This is a genomic window from Agrobacterium sp. D14 (genome assembly GCF_001526505.1).
Classification (GTDB): domain Bacteria; phylum Pseudomonadota; class Alphaproteobacteria; order Rhizobiales; family Rhizobiaceae; genus Agrobacterium; species Agrobacterium leguminum.
In genome coordinates this window covers 1-16,630 of sequence record NZ_ASXX01000005.1, presented here as the reverse complement: position 1 = coordinate 16,630, position 16,630 = coordinate 1, and the positions used below count along the sequence as shown (strand labels likewise).

Annotated in this window: 11 protein-coding genes; 4 read left to right on the top strand and 7 right to left on the bottom strand. The window is 61.4% G+C overall.

The features are described from left to right. Positions 1–257 precede the first annotated feature (257 nt). Positions 258–3,227: a bifunctional [glutamine synthetase] adenylyltransferase/[glutamine synthetase]-adenylyl-L-tyrosine phosphorylase gene (locus tag L901_RS04135; protein WP_082710462.1), complete on the top strand. Its 2,970-nt coding sequence runs from the start codon at positions 258–260 to the stop codon at positions 3,225–3,227. A 216-nt stretch (positions 3,228–3,443) separates the two neighbouring features. Here L901_RS04135 and L901_RS04130 read toward each other — a convergent pair whose 3' ends face one another. The 3 genes from L901_RS04130 to pepN all read right to left on the bottom strand — a co-directional run bounded on the left by L901_RS04130 (position 3,444) and on the right by pepN (position 9,115). Beyond that, positions 3,444–5,780 (bottom strand): PAS domain-containing sensor histidine kinase, encoded by a 2,337-nt coding sequence (locus L901_RS04130; protein WP_059753770.1) that lies wholly within the window; start codon positions 5,778–5,780, stop codon positions 3,444–3,446. Positions 5,781–6,017: 237 nt separating this feature from the next. After that, on the bottom strand, positions 6,018–6,338 hold the full coding sequence (locus tag L901_RS04125) for a carboxymuconolactone decarboxylase family protein (protein ID WP_059753768.1): 321 nt from the start codon (positions 6,336–6,338) through the stop codon (positions 6,018–6,020). Between the two features lie 128 nt (positions 6,339–6,466). Further along, complete coding sequence (gene pepN / locus L901_RS04120) at positions 6,467–9,115, bottom strand: aminopeptidase N (protein ID WP_059753765.1); 2,649 nt, start codon at positions 9,113–9,115, stop codon at positions 6,467–6,469. A 440-nt stretch (positions 9,116–9,555) separates the two neighbouring features. On the opposite strand from pepN, the gene L901_RS04115 reads away from it, so the two are divergent. Then, the gene (locus L901_RS04115) at positions 9,556–10,491 is read left to right on the top strand and encodes a DMT family transporter (protein ID WP_059753763.1); all 936 of its coding nucleotides are present in this window, start codon (positions 9,556–9,558) and stop codon (positions 10,489–10,491) included. Between the two features lie 431 nt (positions 10,492–10,922). Here the strand turns inward: L901_RS04115 and L901_RS04105 are convergent, their stop codons facing one another. The 3 genes from L901_RS04105 to L901_RS04095 form a co-directional block, all read right to left on the bottom strand. Continuing rightward, on the bottom strand, positions 10,923–11,114 hold the full coding sequence (locus L901_RS04105; RefSeq protein WP_003509784.1) for a hypothetical protein: 192 nt from the start codon (positions 11,112–11,114) through the stop codon (positions 10,923–10,925). Between the two features lie 151 nt (positions 11,115–11,265). Then, positions 11,266–12,165, bottom strand: a complete 900-nt coding sequence (locus L901_RS04100) for a uracil-DNA glycosylase family protein (RefSeq protein WP_059753757.1) — start codon at positions 12,163–12,165, stop codon at positions 11,266–11,268. Positions 12,166–12,208: 43 nt separating this feature from the next. Continuing rightward, the gene (locus L901_RS04095; RefSeq protein ID WP_059753891.1) at positions 12,209–13,507 is read right to left on the bottom strand and encodes an Hsp70 family protein; all 1,299 of its coding nucleotides are present in this window, start codon (positions 13,505–13,507) and stop codon (positions 12,209–12,211) included. 408 nt (positions 13,508–13,915) lie between these two features. On the opposite strand from L901_RS04095, the gene L901_RS04090 reads away from it, so the two are divergent. Continuing rightward, the gene (locus L901_RS04090) at positions 13,916–14,893 is read left to right on the top strand and encodes a sensor domain-containing diguanylate cyclase (RefSeq protein ID WP_059753756.1); all 978 of its coding nucleotides are present in this window, start codon (positions 13,916–13,918) and stop codon (positions 14,891–14,893) included. Between the two features lie 18 nt (positions 14,894–14,911). On the opposite strand, the gene L901_RS04085 is transcribed toward L901_RS04090, so the two are convergent. After that, entirely contained in the window at positions 14,912–15,700 is a 789-nt protein-coding gene (locus L901_RS04085; RefSeq protein ID WP_059753753.1) for an SDR family oxidoreductase, read from the bottom strand. Positions 15,701–15,883: 183 nt separating this feature from the next. Here L901_RS04085 and L901_RS04080 point away from each other — a divergent pair. Beyond that, positions 15,884–16,630 (top strand): cation diffusion facilitator family transporter (locus tag L901_RS04080; RefSeq protein WP_059753750.1); only part of this gene is annotated, 747 nt, incomplete at its 3' end.

Here is a 16,630-nt window from a genome sequence, read left to right as displayed (position 1 = left end):
GGGGAGTCGGGTTTCGTTGAGGCTGACGCTACGCGGGCACAATTGCGGAGACATTACGGGGTACGGCGCTTTGGAAAACATCGCCATCGGCGGTTTTATGATCGCAAAGCGGCCTGCATTTGTTACAACGCCAGATGCATGCGCCGGGAGGATTCTAAGAGGTGTGGCGGCAGGGACGTTTCGGGTGCGGCGCATCCGGTCCTGAAAGCCGCATGTCGGGGAGCGGCGAGAGGATAGTCGGAAGAGGGAGAGACACAGTGACGAAACGGGAAACCGCCGAAAGGCGGCTGAGCGAGGTTCTGCCGGGCGTGATCCGCCCCTATACGCAGACGGAACTGAAATCCGTTCTTTCGACGCTGAAGGATATCGGCAAAAGCGAGCCGGCGGTGGCCGCGCTGCTTGCCGGGGAAAGCCCGCTGAAGGAATTTATCGCCGCGGCTTTCACGCTGTCCCCCTATCTGCGTGACATGGCGTCTGCGGATGAGGGGCTTTTGTCGCTGGCGATGTCGAAACCGCTCGAGCCGCTGCTGGCGGATCTCGTCCATGAGGCGCGCGATTGCTGGAAGCCGGGCGAAGAGGGCGGGGTGCCGAGCGAAAACGAGGTGATGTCGCGGCTGAGGGTAGCCAAGCGGCGGCTCTCTTTCATCGCGGCACTTGCCGATCTGGCGCGCATCTTCACCGCGCGCGATACGACACGCTGGCTGAGCGACATGGCGGATGCATCGCTTTCCGCCGCCATCGATCACCTGCTGCTCGCCGCCCATGAGAGCGGCAAGCTGAAACTGAAGAATGTCGCAGCTCCGAGCGACGGGTCGGGCCTGATCGTGCTCGGCATGGGCAAGCTCGGCGCGCGCGAACTGAACTATTCTTCCGATATCGACGCCGTGGTGTTCTTCGAACCCTCAGCCGGCATCATGGACGATCCCTATGATGCGACGGAGAATTTCGGCCGCATGATGCGCCGTCTGGTCCGCATCATGCAGGAGCGCACGGCCGATGGTTACGTCTTCCGCACCGATCTTAGGCTGCGCCCCGATCCCGGCTCGACACCGCTCGCCATTCCCGTGGAGGCGGCGCTGCTTTATTATGAGGGCAGGGGGCAGAACTGGGAGCGCGCCGCCTATATCAAGGCGCGGCCGGTGGCGGGCGATATCAAGGCGGGTGAGAATTTCCTGCGCGAACTGACGCCCTTCATCTTCCGCAAATATCTCGATTATGCGGCGATTGCCGATATTCATTCCATCAAGCGGCAGATCCACGCCCATAAGGGCCATGGCGCGATTGCGGTGAAGGGCCACAATGTCAAGCTTGGGCGCGGCGGCATCCGCGAGATCGAGTTCTTCGCGCAGACCCAGCAGTTGATCGCCGGCGGCCGCATGCCGGCGCTTCGGGTGCGCGCAACGCAGGAGGCGCTTGCGGCGCTGACCGACGCGAAATGGATCGACGCCGAAACGCGTGACAGCCTGACGGACGCCTATTGGTTCCTGCGTGAGGTGGAGCACCGCATCCAGATGGTGCGCGACGAGCAGACCCATGTGCTGCCCGACACCGAAGCCGAACTGAAGCGCATCGCCTTCATGCTCGGTTTTGAGGACACCAAGGCCTTTTCGGAAAAGCTGGAACAGGTGCTGCGGCTGGTGGAGCGCCGTTATTCGGCGCTGTTCGAGCAGGAGGTGAAGCTGTCAGGCGAGGCCGGCAATCTGGTCTTCACCGGCCAGAAGGACGATCCCGATACGTTAAAGACGCTCTCCTCCCTCGGCTTCGAGCGGCCGGAGGATATTTCCCGCGTCATCCGCACCTGGCACAATGGCCGTTACCGGGCGACGCAATCGGTGGAGGCGCGCGAACGGCTGACGGAGCTGACGCCTGACCTGCTCAGGGCCTTCGGTGAAAGCAAGCGGGCCGATGAGGCGCTGCTGCGTTTCGACAATTTCCTCTCCGGCCTGCCGGCCGGCATCCAGCTCTTTTCGCTGCTTGGCAACAACCCGGCGCTGCTTGATTTGCTGGTGACGATCATGTCGTCCGCACCGCGCCTTGCCGAAATCATCGCCGCCCGTCCGCATGTCTTCGACGGCATGCTGGACCCGGCATTGATGAGCGACGTGCCGACGCGCGATTATCTCGCCCACCGCATGGGAAGCTTTCTCTCCAATGCCCGGCATTATGAGGATATTCTCGACCGGCTTCGCATTTTCGCTGCCGAACAGCGCTTCCTCATCGGCGTTCGGCTGCTGACCGGCGCAATCCGCGGCGAGGTCGCTGCCCGAGCCTTCACCCATCTTGCCGATCTGGTGATCGAGGCGGCGCTGAATGCGGTTCTTTCGGAAATGGAAGCGGCGCATGGGCTCTATCCCGGCGGGCGCGTGGCTGTCATGGGCATGGGCAAGCTTGGCTCCTTCGAGCTGACGGCCGGTTCGGATGTCGATCTTATCCTGCTTTACGATTATGACGATGCCGCGCATGAATCGACCGGCGCAAAGCCGCTCGATGTCGTGCGTTACTTCACCCGCGTCACGCAAAGGCTGATTGCGGCGCTTTCCGCACCGACGGCAGAGGGCGTGCTTTACGAGGTGGACATGCGGCTTCGCCCCTCCGGCAACAAGGGCCCGGTGGCGACGCGCATTTCCGCCTTCGAGAAATACCAGCGCGAGGAAGCCTGGACCTGGGAGCACATGGCGCTCTCCCGCGCCCGCCTGATCTGCGGCGATGCTTCGCTGATGGAAGATGCGCGGCGCATCATCGCCTCCATCCTTTCCCAGAAACGTGACGTGGCCAAGGTCTCCACCGATGTGCTGGAGATGCGCAGCCTGATCGAGCAGGAGAAGCCACCGGAAAACAACTGGGACTTCAAGCTCATCAATGGCGGGCTGATCGACCTTGAATTCATCGCCCAATATCTGGCGCTGGTGGGGCCGGTGAAGGGGCTTGCCGCGCATGAACCGGGGCGCAACACGGCCGAGGCGCTGCAGGCGCTCGCGGCCCCGGTGATGGAGCCGCAGGCCTTTGATGACTACATGGCGGCGATGGCGCTCTACACCGAAATATCGCAGATCGTGCGGCTGTGCATCGATGGCGCCTTCAACCCGAAGGAGGCGCCGGCGGGCCTCACCGATCTCGTTTGCCGGGCGGGGGATTGCCCTGATATTCCCACACTGGAGGGGGAGGTGAAGCGGCTGGCGAAGGCGGTGCGGAAGGCGTTTGTGGCGACGGTGAAGAATGGTGGGTGAGGCTTCACCCCCCTCTGCCCTACCGGGCATCTCCCCCTCAAGGGGGGAGATCGATATGCGGCAACGGTGCGATCATCTCAAATGTTGCGAATTTGGCGGGGAGCATCCGTCTAGCTGATCTCCCCCCTTGAGGGGGAGATGCCCGGCAGGGCAGAGGGGGGTATCGCGCACTCGACCTTTCCATATTGCAGGACAGTCAGCGCATCCGACGCCACCTCAATGCACCGTCCCGCAGCACCCCGCCGCATGCGGAATGATGATCGTCACCACCGTGCCACGGCCCTCACACGAGCGGATTTTCATCGTGCCGCCATGCAGCTTCACGAGCGAGCGGGAAATCGCAAGCCCGAGGCCGGAGCCGCCCTGGCTCTTGGCATATTGGCTCTGCACCTGTTCGAAAGGCTGGCCGATCTTGTTGAGCGCCTGGGCGGGAATGCCGATGCCGGTGTCTGCGATGGTGAGGATCATCGCGGCCTGATGCACATGGGTGCGCAACGCGATGCGGCCGCCGTCGCCGGTGAATTTCACGGCGTTGGAGAGCAGGTTGAGCATGATCTGCTTCATGGCGCGGCGGTCGCCCTGCATGGTCAGCCCAGCGCAGACCTTCTGCTGCACGGTGATGTTCTTCTGCTCGGCCTGAATGGCGGTCAGCCGCAGCGTTTCCTCGATCAGCGGCGCGAGATCGATGGTCTCGCGGTTGATGCGCATATGGCCCGCCTCGATCTTTGACATGTCGAGAATATCGTTGATGACGTTGAGCAGGTGTTTGCCGCTATCGTGAATATCGCGGGCATATTCGGAATATTTCGGCGAGCCGACCGGTCCGAACATCTCGTTCTGCAGGATGTCGGAAAAGCCGAGGATGGCGTTGAGCGGCGTGCGCAGCTCATGGCTCATATTGGCGAGGAATTCGGATTTCGCCCGGTTGGCGGCCTGGGCGCGCTCTTTTTCGGCGAGGTAATTGGCGTTGGCGTCGGAAAGCTCGGTCTTCTGCCGCTCCAGCTTGTGCTGCGAGGCGGAGAGATCGCCGATGGTGGCCATCAGCCGGCGTTCGGAATCGCGCAGGCGCTCCTGATGGCGCTTCAGAAGGGTGATATCGGTGCCGACCGCGACGAGGCCGCCATCGCGGGTGCGGCGTTCGTTGATCTGCAGCCAGCGGTCATCGGCCAGCTGCACTTCGGTGGTGCGCGACAGGCCGGACTGGTCCGGATCGGCAACGCGACGTTCAACGACGGGGCGGGCGGCTGCGGCATAGACGGTGCTTTTTTCCGTGCCTGCCACCAGCACGCTGTCCGGCAGGCCATAGGCCTTCTGGTAATGGGTGTTGCACATCACCAGACGGTCGTTCTTGTCCCACAGCACGAAGGCTTCCGAGGTGGATTCGATGGCGTCGGCAAGGCGCTGGTCGGCTTCGGCGTAGCGTTGTGCAAGGCGGTGCTGTTCGGTCACATCCATGGCGATGCCGATGACGCGCGGGCCGTTATTGGTGCGGATGACCTGGGCGCGGGCGCGCAGCCAGACATAATGGCCCTTGGCATGGCGCATGCGGAAGATCTGATCGATCTGGCGCAGGTTGCCGCAGCCGACGGCGCGGGCAAGCTCATAGAGATTGCCGTCTTCGGAATGCATCATGCGGGCGGCATCGGAGAAGGACAGCGGTGCGGCCTTCGGCGGCAGCCCGAGAATTTCGTAAAGCGAACCGGACCAGAACATGCGCCGGCTGGAAAGATCGAAATCCCACAATCCGCAGCGGCCGCGAGACAGCGCGGTCTCGACCCGCAGGTTGGATTCGGCGAAGATATCGTCGGCGTCGCGGGCGCGCTTCACCTGCATGTAATAGGCATAGAGCACGACCAGCAGGATCGAGGAGATGCCGGCAAACAGCGTCACGTTCATGGCGATTTCGCTGCGCCAGAAAGAACGGATCGGCTGCAGCGAGCGGGCCGCGATCACCATCGCGCCATCGTCGCCGAAGGGGATCATCGTCGCATAATGCTGCTGGCCGTCAATATTGGTCTCGATGGTGCCGGGTGCGCCGGGGAAACGCTGCACGATGGCGATTTCCGGAAGCAAAGCCGGCAGCGACGTGCCGATATAAAGCATCGCTTCCTTGCCGGCGCCGGCGAAAATGCGGCCATTGCTGCCCGAAAGAAGCACCATGGTGCCGTCGGCAAGGCTGCCCGACGGCAGCGCCGCGACGAGGTTCGCTTCGGCGCGGGCACGATCCTGCGCGGTGAAGACGGTATCGTTGTTGAGAAGGGCTGCTTTGGCCGTCAGCGCCGTCAGCGCCGTGGAATGGCGGGCGGCCTCTTCCATGCGGCTATATTCGGCGACGATGCCCAGCATGCGCGAGGCCGCGACGACAACGAGAAAGGCGAGGATGAGAATGGGAATGAGACGTTTCAGCAGGGTCTCGACCTGCGGCATCGGGCGGTCGGAGCCATTCATCAAACCCATCAGGTCGCTGGAAAGCCTTTCGCCCCAGGCCGCAAGATCAGAAAATTTGGCATACGGCCGCTCATCGCCCGCAGTCGCCCGCCGCACGTTCGTCATTGTCCCGCCTTCAAGATGTCCCCAGTGATTCGAAGCGCCGCCGCTCGAATATGACTAGTGAATCAAATGCGATTCGCCGTGTCCAGAGGCAAAAGTTAAAAGAATTTTAACCCCTTGAACCGACTCCGTATTTTTTCGGGACGGTCTGTTTCCGCTTTGGCGGAGGCGGGAATTATGAACGAAATCAGTGAGCCGGCAATCCGATCCGGTTGTTGCGGAACGTGGGAGAAACAGGCTTCATGCTCCGTCGAAGGCGTCGAGAGCCGGGCCAAGCGCGCTGATCACGCCATTACCCGCAGCGGGAAGACCGGTCAGCACCGCACTGATGATATCGTCGCGGCTTGCGCCCCGCACCTTGGCTTCCATCACGTGAAAGGCGAGACCGCTTTCCAGACGCAGGGCGGCAAGAATGCCGATATAGATCAGGCTCTGCGTTTTCACATCGAGCGTGGACGCCGCCCCTAGACCCTGCACGGCCTGAAACCATGCCGCCTTGTGGGCCGGAGCATCGGTCATGAAGCGTTGAAACGAAGCGCTGGTCCTGGACATGTCCGTCATCTGAAATTCCTTTCCGGTCTTCAGCCGTTCCCGGCCTCTCGCGCACCATCATGCCGCGCAAAGCAATACGCCGCCTTGATGGCGATCAAGACGGCGTATCGGCATTGTCCGGAGTTTTGGCGGGGCGGTCAGCCCTTCAGGATGCGCCCGACGATATCGCTTACATCCGTCGACAGCCCCTTGGCGTCGGCGATGGTCGAAAGCGCCGCCTTGGCGTGTTCGGCACGGCTTGCCTCCAGCGACCGCCAGGAGCGCATGGAAGTGAGAATGCGGGCGGCAAGCTGCGGATTGCGCTTGTCGATGGCGATGATCTGCTCGGCCAGGAACCGGTAGGCGGCGCCATCGGCACGGTGGAAGCCGGTGGGGTTGGCGAAGGCAAGCGTGCCGACGAGCGAGCGTACCCGGTTCGGGTTGGTGGCGATGAAATGTTTGGATTTCATGAGCGCCTTGATCCGGTCGAGCGCACCGTCGCCCGGAATGGCGGCCTGCAGCGAGAACCACTTGTCGAGTACCAGCGCATTGTCGGCAAAGCGTGTTTCGAAGGCGGCAAGCGCTTCCTTTGTTTCCGTGCTTTCCGGGAAACGCTGGGTCAGGACGCTGAGCGCATGCGCAAGATCGGTCATGTTGGTGGCGTCGGCAAAAGCCTTTGCCGCGCGGGCCGGCGTTTCCTCGGCAAAGGCGAGGAAGGTCAGCGCACCGTTGCGCAGCGAACGGCGTCCCGCACTTGCCGCATCCGGGCTATAGGCCTCGCCGTCAGCCGTGCTGTCGGCAAGCCGCCGCAGCGTTTCGAGCCCGGCCGTCGCAATGGCCTTGATGGTGGCGTTGCGCGCCTTGTGGATGGCGTCCGGATCGTTGTCGCCGCCCATTTCGCGGGCGATATCCGTCTCGCTCGGCAAGGCCAGCGCCTGCGCCCGGAAGGCGGGCTCAAGGGCGTCGTTGCCGATGATTTCGATAAGCGTTGCGGTCAGTTCCGCATCCGTTTGAACGTCCTTGCCATTCTGCACGGCCCTGGTGGCGGCAATCAGCGCCGGCAGGGCAAGATCGGTCAGCGCCTGGAAGCGCGCGAACATATCCGTCTCATGCCGGGCGATCTGCACCAGATCGGCCGCATTCTGCTCGAAATCCAGATTGATCGGCGCTGAGAAGCTGCGATTGATCGACAGCACCGGCCGCGAGGAAATGCCGGAGAAGGAGAAAGTCTGGTTGCGTTCGGTCAGGTGTAGCACGCCATCGCGATAGTCGCCGCCTTCGACAGCCTGAGGCTCGGCGATCTGGCCGTTATCGAGGATCAGCGCCAGCGACAGGGGAATGTGACGCGGCTGTTTCACCGGCTGGCCGGGCGTCGGCGCGGTCGTCTGTTCCAGAGTGAGTTTGAATGTGGACTTGCCCGCATCATAAGCCGAGGAGACGGAGACGAGCGGCGTGCCCGCTTCGGTGTACCACAGCGAAAATTGCGAAAGGTCACGGCCGCTGGCGTCCGCGAAGCTCTTGACGAAATCCTCGACGGTTGCGGCTTCGCCGTCATGGCGCTCGAAATAGAGGTCCATGCCCTTTTTGAAGTCGTCCGCGCCGAGGATCGTGGCGATCATGCGGGTGACTTCGGCGCCCTTTTCATAAACGGTCGTTGTGTAGAAATTGTTGATTTCGCGATAGGTATCGGGGCGCGGCGGATGCGCCAGCGGGCCGGAATCCTCGGGAAACTGCTCCGATTTCAGGTGACGCACATCGGCGATGCGCTTGACCGGGCGTGAGCGCATGTCGGCGGAAAATTCCTGATCGCGATAGACCGTCAGGCCTTCCTTCAGGCAGAGCTGGAACCAGTCGCGGCAGGTGATGCGGTTGCCGGTCCAGTTGTGGAAATATTCATGCGCGATGATGCGCTCGATATTGGCGTAGTCAGCGTCGGAGGCGGTTTCCGGGTCGGCCAGCACGAATTTGTCGTTGAAGACGTTGAGACCCTTGTTCTCCATCGCGCCCATGTTGAAGTCCGACACGGCGACGATCATGAAAATATCGAGGTCGTATTCGCGGCCGAAGCGCTCTTCGTCCCACTTCATCGAACGCTTCAGCGCGTCCATGGCATAGGCCGCACGCGGCTCCTTGCCGTGCTCGACGTAGATTTTCAGCGCCACATCGCGGCCGGACATGGTGGTGAATGTGTCTTCCACCACGCCGAGATCGCCGGCGACAAGCGCGAAGAGGTAGCTTGGTTTCGGATGCGGATCGAACCATGCCGCAAAGTGACGGCCTTCATCGTAATTGCCGCCGCCGAGGAAATTGCCGTTCGAGAGCAGCAGGGGATTGCCGTCCTTCGCCGCGATGATCGTCACCGTATAGGGCGCCAGAACATCCGGGCGGTCGGGGAAATAGGTGATGCGGCGGAAACCTTCCGCCTCGCATTGGGTGCAATAGACGCCATTGGTGCGGTAGAGCCCCATCAGCTGCGTATTGACCTGCGGATTGATGTAATTGGTGACGCAGATTTCGAAGGGCGCCTCCGCCGGCAGGTCGCGGATGGTCAGGCTCTCCGGCGTCGCCTCATATTGACCGGCGGGAAGTTCCACCTGGTCGAGCAGCAGGCTGGAAAGCTTCAGCTCGTCGCCATCCAGAACCAGCGGCGCCTGCCGCTCAGCGCCTTCGCGCCGGTGAAAGATCAGACGGGCTTCGACCTTGGTATTCTTGGGGTCGAGTTCGAAGGTGAGATCCACCCGCTCCAGAACGAAATCGGTGGGGCGGTAATCTGCCAGGTGAACGATCTGGCCCGTGTCTGTTCGCATGACTGTCCCTGAATAACTTTGCGTGGTCTTCCCGGCATCATGTCGTCATAAGGCCCGGATGTAAAATGGGTAGAATATTCGTCACGTTCATGTGCGCGTCGGAGGACGTTCTGTCCCGCCATGGAAGGCTTTGCCGGCCATGCAGACAATCCTCCCGCCGCCGGACCTGTGGACCATGGCAGCAAATGTTGAACGATTGCTGAAATTATATTTTATTTTCTTCAAATTTTAGCGCGCGTCGCTTTTGGTTTGCATCATTTCCGCAGCCGCGAAAACAATCCCTCCCCAAATCAACGGAATTCACGGGTAAATCACATTTTTTGTTGTAAAGCGCCGGGGGAATGCTCTAGCCTTGCACAAATCCAATTCCCCTGCGTCGTCTTCCCCGCATGAAAAATCTCCCGATGGCGTGTTTGCGCAGCCGATATGAGTAGTTGCCAATGAACGCCGAACCGATGAATCCCTTTCGCGGGATTAGCCTGAAGCTGATTTCGGTCGGCTTTTTTCTTGTCATGCAGACCTGTATCAAGGCCGCAGGCGATGTGCCTGCCGGCCAGATCACCTTTTTTCGCTCCGCTTTCGCCATTCTCCCGATTGTCGTCTATCTGGCGTGGCTGCATGCGCTGACCAGCGCGCTGCACACCAATAATCTTTTCGGCCATTTCAAGCGCGGTTTTCTGGGCATCCTGTCCATGGCCTGCGGCTTTTACGGGCTGACCATGCTGCCGCTGCCGGAATTCATCGCCATCGGTTATGCCTCGCCGCTTCTCGCGGTCGTTTTTGCCGCCGTCATCCTGCATGAAAAGGTGCGCATCTATCGCTGGAGCGCGGTCTTCGTCGGCATGACGGGCGTGCTGGTGATTCTCTGGCCGAAGATGACGCTACTGAGGGAAGGTGGTTTTGCCGCGGGCGAGGGGCTGGGGGCCATAGCCGTATTGTGCGGTGCGGCGCTCGGCGGTCTGGCGATGATCCAGGTGCGGCAACTGGTGGAAACGGAAAAGACGCCGACCATCGTGCTCTATTTTTCGCTCACCGCCACCCTGCTGTCGCTTGTCAGCGTGCCCTTCGGCTGGAGCGCGTTGAGCATGACGCAGGCCATGCTGCTGATCACCAGCGGCATCTGCGGCGGGGTTGCGCAAATCTTCCTGACGGAGAGTTATCGGCACGCCGAAGTCTCGGTCATCGCGCCCTTCGAATACAGCTCCATCATCTTCGGCATCGCGGTCTCCTACATTCTGTTCGGAGATATTCCCACGGTGACGATGCTGATCGGCACGGCGATCGTTATCCTCGCCGGCATCTTCATCATCTTCCGCGAGCATCAGCTGGGCCTGGCAAGACGGGCGGCCCGCAAGGCCTCGACGCCGCAGGGGTGAGGGAACCCAAATCCGCGCGTCTTGCCTGTTTCCAGGACAAGCGCGCGGCATTCTCAACCACCGAATTTCACGAAAAATGCTTCTCCTCCGTCATCCCGACCTTGAGCCGGGATCCAGCCGACGCGGCTCTCACGCGGCGAGAAGAGTCTTTTCAGCCCAAGGACTTGGGCTGGCTGGATTCCGGCTCAAGGCCGGAATGACGGATTGGATGACGCATGGTGGAAGACAAGATTGAGAGTGCCGTTTTTCGTCTCAACCGGCGTTAACGGAAGAAGGGGCGGCTGGGCGCGCACTACAACCTTGTGACTCGGTTCAAGACTTCGTCGCAGCCTTTCGTAAAAAAACCACAAAAGCAAAAGGCGCCTTCCCGAAGAAAGACGCCAGCGCGCAATCATATCTGTGGACCAGCGCTAGACTGGCCTGAGTGCTTCTCAGCGCTCGCGGAAATCCGCGAAGACTGCCGAGGGACGCGTCACGCGGACCTGCTGCATGGCAGCGCGTGCGGTCATCTGTTCGTTTGCGGCAGCGCCGAAACGATGGTAGCCCTGACTGGAGCGAGGGCCGAGGCCCGCCAGGCGGAGCGTTTCAAAGCCGGAATGTACCGGACGGAAGCGAGTGGTCATTGCCTTGGTTCCTTAAACCTATTCCTCCCAAGACATGAGGCCTATATCGCAGCGCAGCATGGATTCGGCAAGCTGAGCAAATGCGCCGCTGTTATGCGCATTGTGCATGGCTTTTTTCATAATTCATTTACATTGAGCAAGAATAAGGCAATCAGCCTTCGGCAATCTTTGCCTGAAAAGCCAATAAATCCTGCCATGCCAATGACTTGCTGGCCGGCGCATTCAAAAGTTCCTGCGGATGCAGGCTGGCCAAAGCGGGCAAAATCAGGTGTCCGGCTGCGACATCACGCCACTGTCCGCGCAGCGTATGGATCGTGCCGGCGCCGCCAAAGAAGAAACGTGCGGTAAAGTTGCCGAGAAGCAACAGGTGTTTCGGCTCCGCAAGGGCGATCTGACGCTCGATGAAGGGGCGGCAGATATCCATTTCGGCCTGAGTCGGCGGGCGGTTGCCTGGCGGCCGCCAGGGCACGACATTGCCGAGCATGATGGTACTGCGCTCAAGCCCGATGGCTGCCAGCATGCGGTCGAGCAACAGCCCGGTCTTGCCGGCGAAGGGCAGGCCTTCGCGGTCGTCATCGGCATCCGGCATCGGGCCGATGACCATGATGGCGGAGGCGGGGTCGCCTTCGGTAAAAATCGTATTGCGCGCGCTGTTCTTGAGGTTGCAGCCGCTGAAACCGTCGAGCGCGGTTTTCAGCTCGGCAAGCGACCGCGCGCTTTCGGCCGCGAAACGCGCCGCCGCCACGGCCTGCTCGTCCGGCATGGCGACATTCTGCTGAATGGCGGGGGCCGCCGGTGCGCCGCGCGCCGGGGCGCTGCGCGTCGCCGCCTGCCGCTGAGGCGCATCGGCACGGCGGTCCGCCGGCCTTTCCATCTGGCGTGAAGCTGCTGCGGCCTCCTGCGCAGGCGCGGATCGGGCCGGGCGGGCGGCGGCAAATTCGGCGAAACGATCGACCGGCTGGTCCTCCAGCAACCAGTCCACGCCCGCATCCGCATGGAAATGCAGGAGGGCGGCGAGTTCGGCCGGGGAGAGGTCATGAGCGGCGATCATGGGCGGAAATTACCCCATGTTCCCCGCCCGGGGAACCCGCAAATCACACTGTCCAGCGCTGAATGTCGCCGCTTTCGCCGATCATGGCCAGACCATGGGCAATCGAGAGCAACTCGCCGCCGCTTTCGATGCGGTCCGCGTCGAAACGGCGGGTGAAAAGCTCCCGAACCGCCGGCACGAAGGAGGTGCCGCCGGTCAGGAACACCTTGTCGATGGCATCGGGCGCGACTTTCGTCTTTTCCAGAACCTCGTCGAGCGCTTCTTCTATCTTGGCGAGGTCTTCGGCGATCCAGTTGTTGAAATCGCTGCGCTTCACCATCTTGCGGCCGGCCTTGCCCAACGGCGCGAAGTTGAATTCCGCTTCTTCCGCCGAAGAGAGCGCCATCTTGGTGGCGGAAATCGCCTGATAGAGCGGATAACCCTCGTCATGTTCGACCAGATCGATGAAGAGTTCGAGCTTTTCCGGCTCCAGCGCCGAGCGCACCAGCGATTTGAGGTCGGTGAATTCCTTCGAGGTCTTGAAGATCGACAGCTGGTTCCAGCGGCCGAAATTCACGTAATAGCCGGAGGGCACGTCCAGCACCTTGTCGAAGCTCTTGAACTTGCTGCCCTTGCCGATTTCCGGCGAGACCAGATTGTCGATCATGCGGAAGTCGAAATGATCGCCAGCCACGCCGACGCCGGAATGGCCGATGGGGGTGGCGGAAAGCTTGCCGGCATGGGTTTCGAAGCGGATCAGCGAATAGTCCGTCGTGCCGCCGCCGAAATCCGCCACCAGCACATTGGCGTCCTTCTTCAGGCTCTGGGCGAAATAATAGGCGGCCGCCACCGGCTCGTAGACATAGTGGATTTCCGGGAAACCGGCGCGGGTGAGCGCCTCGTTGTAACGGGCGAGCGCCAGCGTTTCATCCGGATTGCTGCCGGCGAAACGCACCGGCCGGCCGGCGATGACGGTGGAGACGTCCCCCGGCCATTCCTCGCCCGCATAGGTCTTCAGCTTGCGCAGGAACACGTCCATCAGATCCTCGAAGCTCTGGCGCTTGGCGAAGATCAGCGTGCCCTGAAACAGCGGCGAGGCCGCGAATGTCTTGATCGATTGCAGGAAACGGCAGTCGCCGGCATTGTCGATGAATTGCCGGATGGCGGCATGGCCGGCTTCCACATGCAGGGCGGCCGCACCAAGGCCGGCATCCTTCATGAAGGAGAGCGCCGTGCGCATGCTGTCATCCGTGCCCGCGCTGCTGGTGAAGCGCATGGAACGGCTGGCGCCGCCCGTGTCGGAAAGAGCCATGACCGTGTTGGTCGTGCCGAAATCGAGGCCGAGAGCCCGCTTTTGCGTCATCGCCATATCCTTGTTGCCGATAGAAACACCCGCCCGGCCTGAAAGGCGGCCCGGCGTGAAAATAAGGGATGCCTTTGGCACCCCGATGTCAGAGGAGGGCGGTTGATTGCACAGGCCCGATGGAATGGCAAGCTTTTCCCCCGCCGTTTTTCGCAGATTGACGGCAGCGTCTGCCGGGGAGGGAAGATGGTAAACGATCCGCCTCCGCACTCGTGAAAGAACGCGGCAGTTTTTTGACAATGTTCTTAGGGGTTTGCGGCTATGCTGGTAACGAAGCCGCTGCCGTGGAACGGCGCAATGGCAGCAGGCGCGCACGCATTGTTTTTTGTACTGGCGGAGCCCGACGATAAGGGTTTAACTCAACGCTCCCTTCGGTTTTGCCTGTCGCTTTGTCATCTGGAAAACTCTATGTCCCGCAAGACGACCAGTTCCAACTTCGACAATGTATCGCCGGATCATCCCGGCCTCGTTCGGGGCGATGCCGGCGTTTTCAACCGTCAGCTCATGAACCTTCTTGAGGCATCGCAGCAGGGTTATGCGCTGTTCGATGGCGAGGACAGGCTGTGTTTTGCGAATGCGGCCTTCCGCAAGGCGCTGGATGTCGCGCCGGATGAATTTCCAAGCTGGGTCGAGTTGATGCGCAGCGGCTACGGCAACTCCACCGGCACCGCAATCGAGACTTCCGACTTCGAAGTCTGGTTGCGCTCCGCCAGGACGAGGCGCGGCAAGCTGCCTTTCCGCACCATCGAGACCAGCCTTAATGACGGGCGCTGGGTATTGACGACGGAAACGACTTTGCCGGGCGGCTGGATGCTGTGCGTCATCACCGATATTTCCGAACTCGGCATAGAGCTTCGCGACCTCAGGCAGGAGCGCGACAGGGCGCTCAAATCCGCCCTCTGCGACGAGTTGACGGGGCTCGGCAATCGCCGTTACCTGATGGACAATCTGGGTCACAGCCTCGGTCCCCACAAGGCGCAGGCGCTGGCTCTGGTGCTGCTCGATATCGATCATTTCAAGAGTATCAACGATCGCTTCGGCCATGCATCGGGCGACAGGGTGCTGAAACATTTCGCCGAAAAACTATGCGCCGCCGCCGGTCGCGACGATCTCATCGGGCGTATCGGCGGCGAGGAGTTTCTGCTGGGGCTGAGCGGCGCGCGAATGCACAACGCCGAAAGCGTCGTCGAAGCCCTGTTTGCGTCGCTGCGGGAAGCCTCGCCGCTCGAACAGGTCCCGGATTTCCGTTACACCTGTTCGGCGGGCATTGCCTTCGTGCGCCCCGGCGATTGCGCCGCGGAAGCGCTGCGTCGGGCGGATAAGGCGCTTTATCGGGCCAAGAATACGGGGCGGAACCGCTTCGTCATCCACGATGCGCCCGTTTGATAACGCGCCGTCGCGGCCTTAATTCGACTTCGCCGCGCCGCCATCCACCCGCAGCATCGTGCCGGTGATGTAGCTTGCCGGCACCGAGCAGAGGAAAGCGCCGGCGGCGGCGAATTCCTCCACCGTGCCAAGGCGGCCGGCCGGAATGCTCTTGACGGAAGCCTCGCGAATTTCCTCGACGCTTTTGCCCAGACGCTTGGCGTTGGCGCCATCGAGTTCATCGATGCGGTCGGTATGGATACGGCCGGGCAGCAGCAGGTTGGAGGTGATGCCGAAACCGGCCACTTCGGAGGATAGCGTCTTGCTCCAGCCGACCAGTGCGCCGCGCAGCGTATTGGACAGCGCCAGATTGGCGATCGGCTCAAACACGCCGGAGGAGGCGACAGTCAGGATGCGGCCGAAACCCTGTTCCTTCATCTGCGGCAAAAGCGCATTGGTAAGCGTGATGACGCGCATCACCATCGACTGGAAGAAGGTATCCAGCTTGTCGGCCGTTATCTCCTGCGCAAGGCCCGGCGTCGGGCCGCCGGTGTTGTTGACGAGAATATCGATACCGCCGAGCTTTTCCTTGACGGCCTGAACCATGGCCTCGACGAAATTGTCCTCGGCCAGATCGCCCCAGACCCAGTCGGCCTTGCCCTTGCCGAGCGCATTGATCGCCTTGCAATTCGCCTCCAGCTTTTCGCCGCTTCTGCCGACAAGAAGGACATGTGCGCCTTCTTTCGCCAGCGCGGTGGCAATGCCCAGCCCAAGGCCGCGAGAGGAGGCGAGAACGAGGGCGCGTTTGCCGGAAATGCCGAGATCCATGGGTTTTGTCCTGTCTTGTGAGTGCTCAATGTGCTGTTTATAGAGTATTTCCAGGAAAAGTGGACCCCGGTTTTCCGCCTGGAAATGCTAAAAAACAAAGAGTTAGAGCCCTTTCGCGATTCAAGGAAAAGCGAAAACGCTTCGAGGAAGGTCGCGTCCGGTTTTGAAGGTAAAATACACGTCATGACAGAACAATCCCTGCTCAAATTCTCCATCGCCGTCACGGTTATGCTGGCGCTCTTCGGCATCGGCGCAGGCCTGTTCTCCGGCTCCTTCGCCGTGGTTTTCGATGGTGTCTATGCGCTGACGGATGCTTTCATGACGGTGCTGGCGCTGCTTGTCGCGCGGCTGATCGCCGCTTCCGCCGCGCCCAAGCCCGGCGGCCGGCTGGTGGAGCGTTTCACCATGGGCTTCTGGCATCTGGAGCCGATGGTGCTCGGGCTTAACGGCACGCTCCTGATGGGGGCGGCGATCTACGCCCTCATCAATGCCGTCGACAGCCTGATGGATGGCGGCAGATCGATCGAGTTCGATTACGCCATCGTCGTCACCTTCGTCAGCTTCGCCGTCTCGCTCGCCATGGCATGGTTCGTCAAACGGCAGAACCGCCGGCTGAAATCCGCCTTCGTGGCGCTGGACGCCAAAAGCTGGCTGATGAGCGCGCTTCTGAGCATGGCGCTCTTCGTCGCCTTCGCCGTGGGTTACGGGCTCACGGGAACGTCGCAGGCATGGCTCGCACCCTATATCGACCCGGCCGTGCTGGCGCTGGTCTGCCTCGTCATCATCCCCATGCCGCTCGGCAATGTGAAACAGGCGCTCGCGGACATTCTTCTGGTGACCCCGCTGGAATTCAGGCAGCATGTGGACCGGGTGGCGGCCGAGACGGTGGAGAAATTCGGCTTCTCCTCGCACTATTCCTATGTCGCCCGC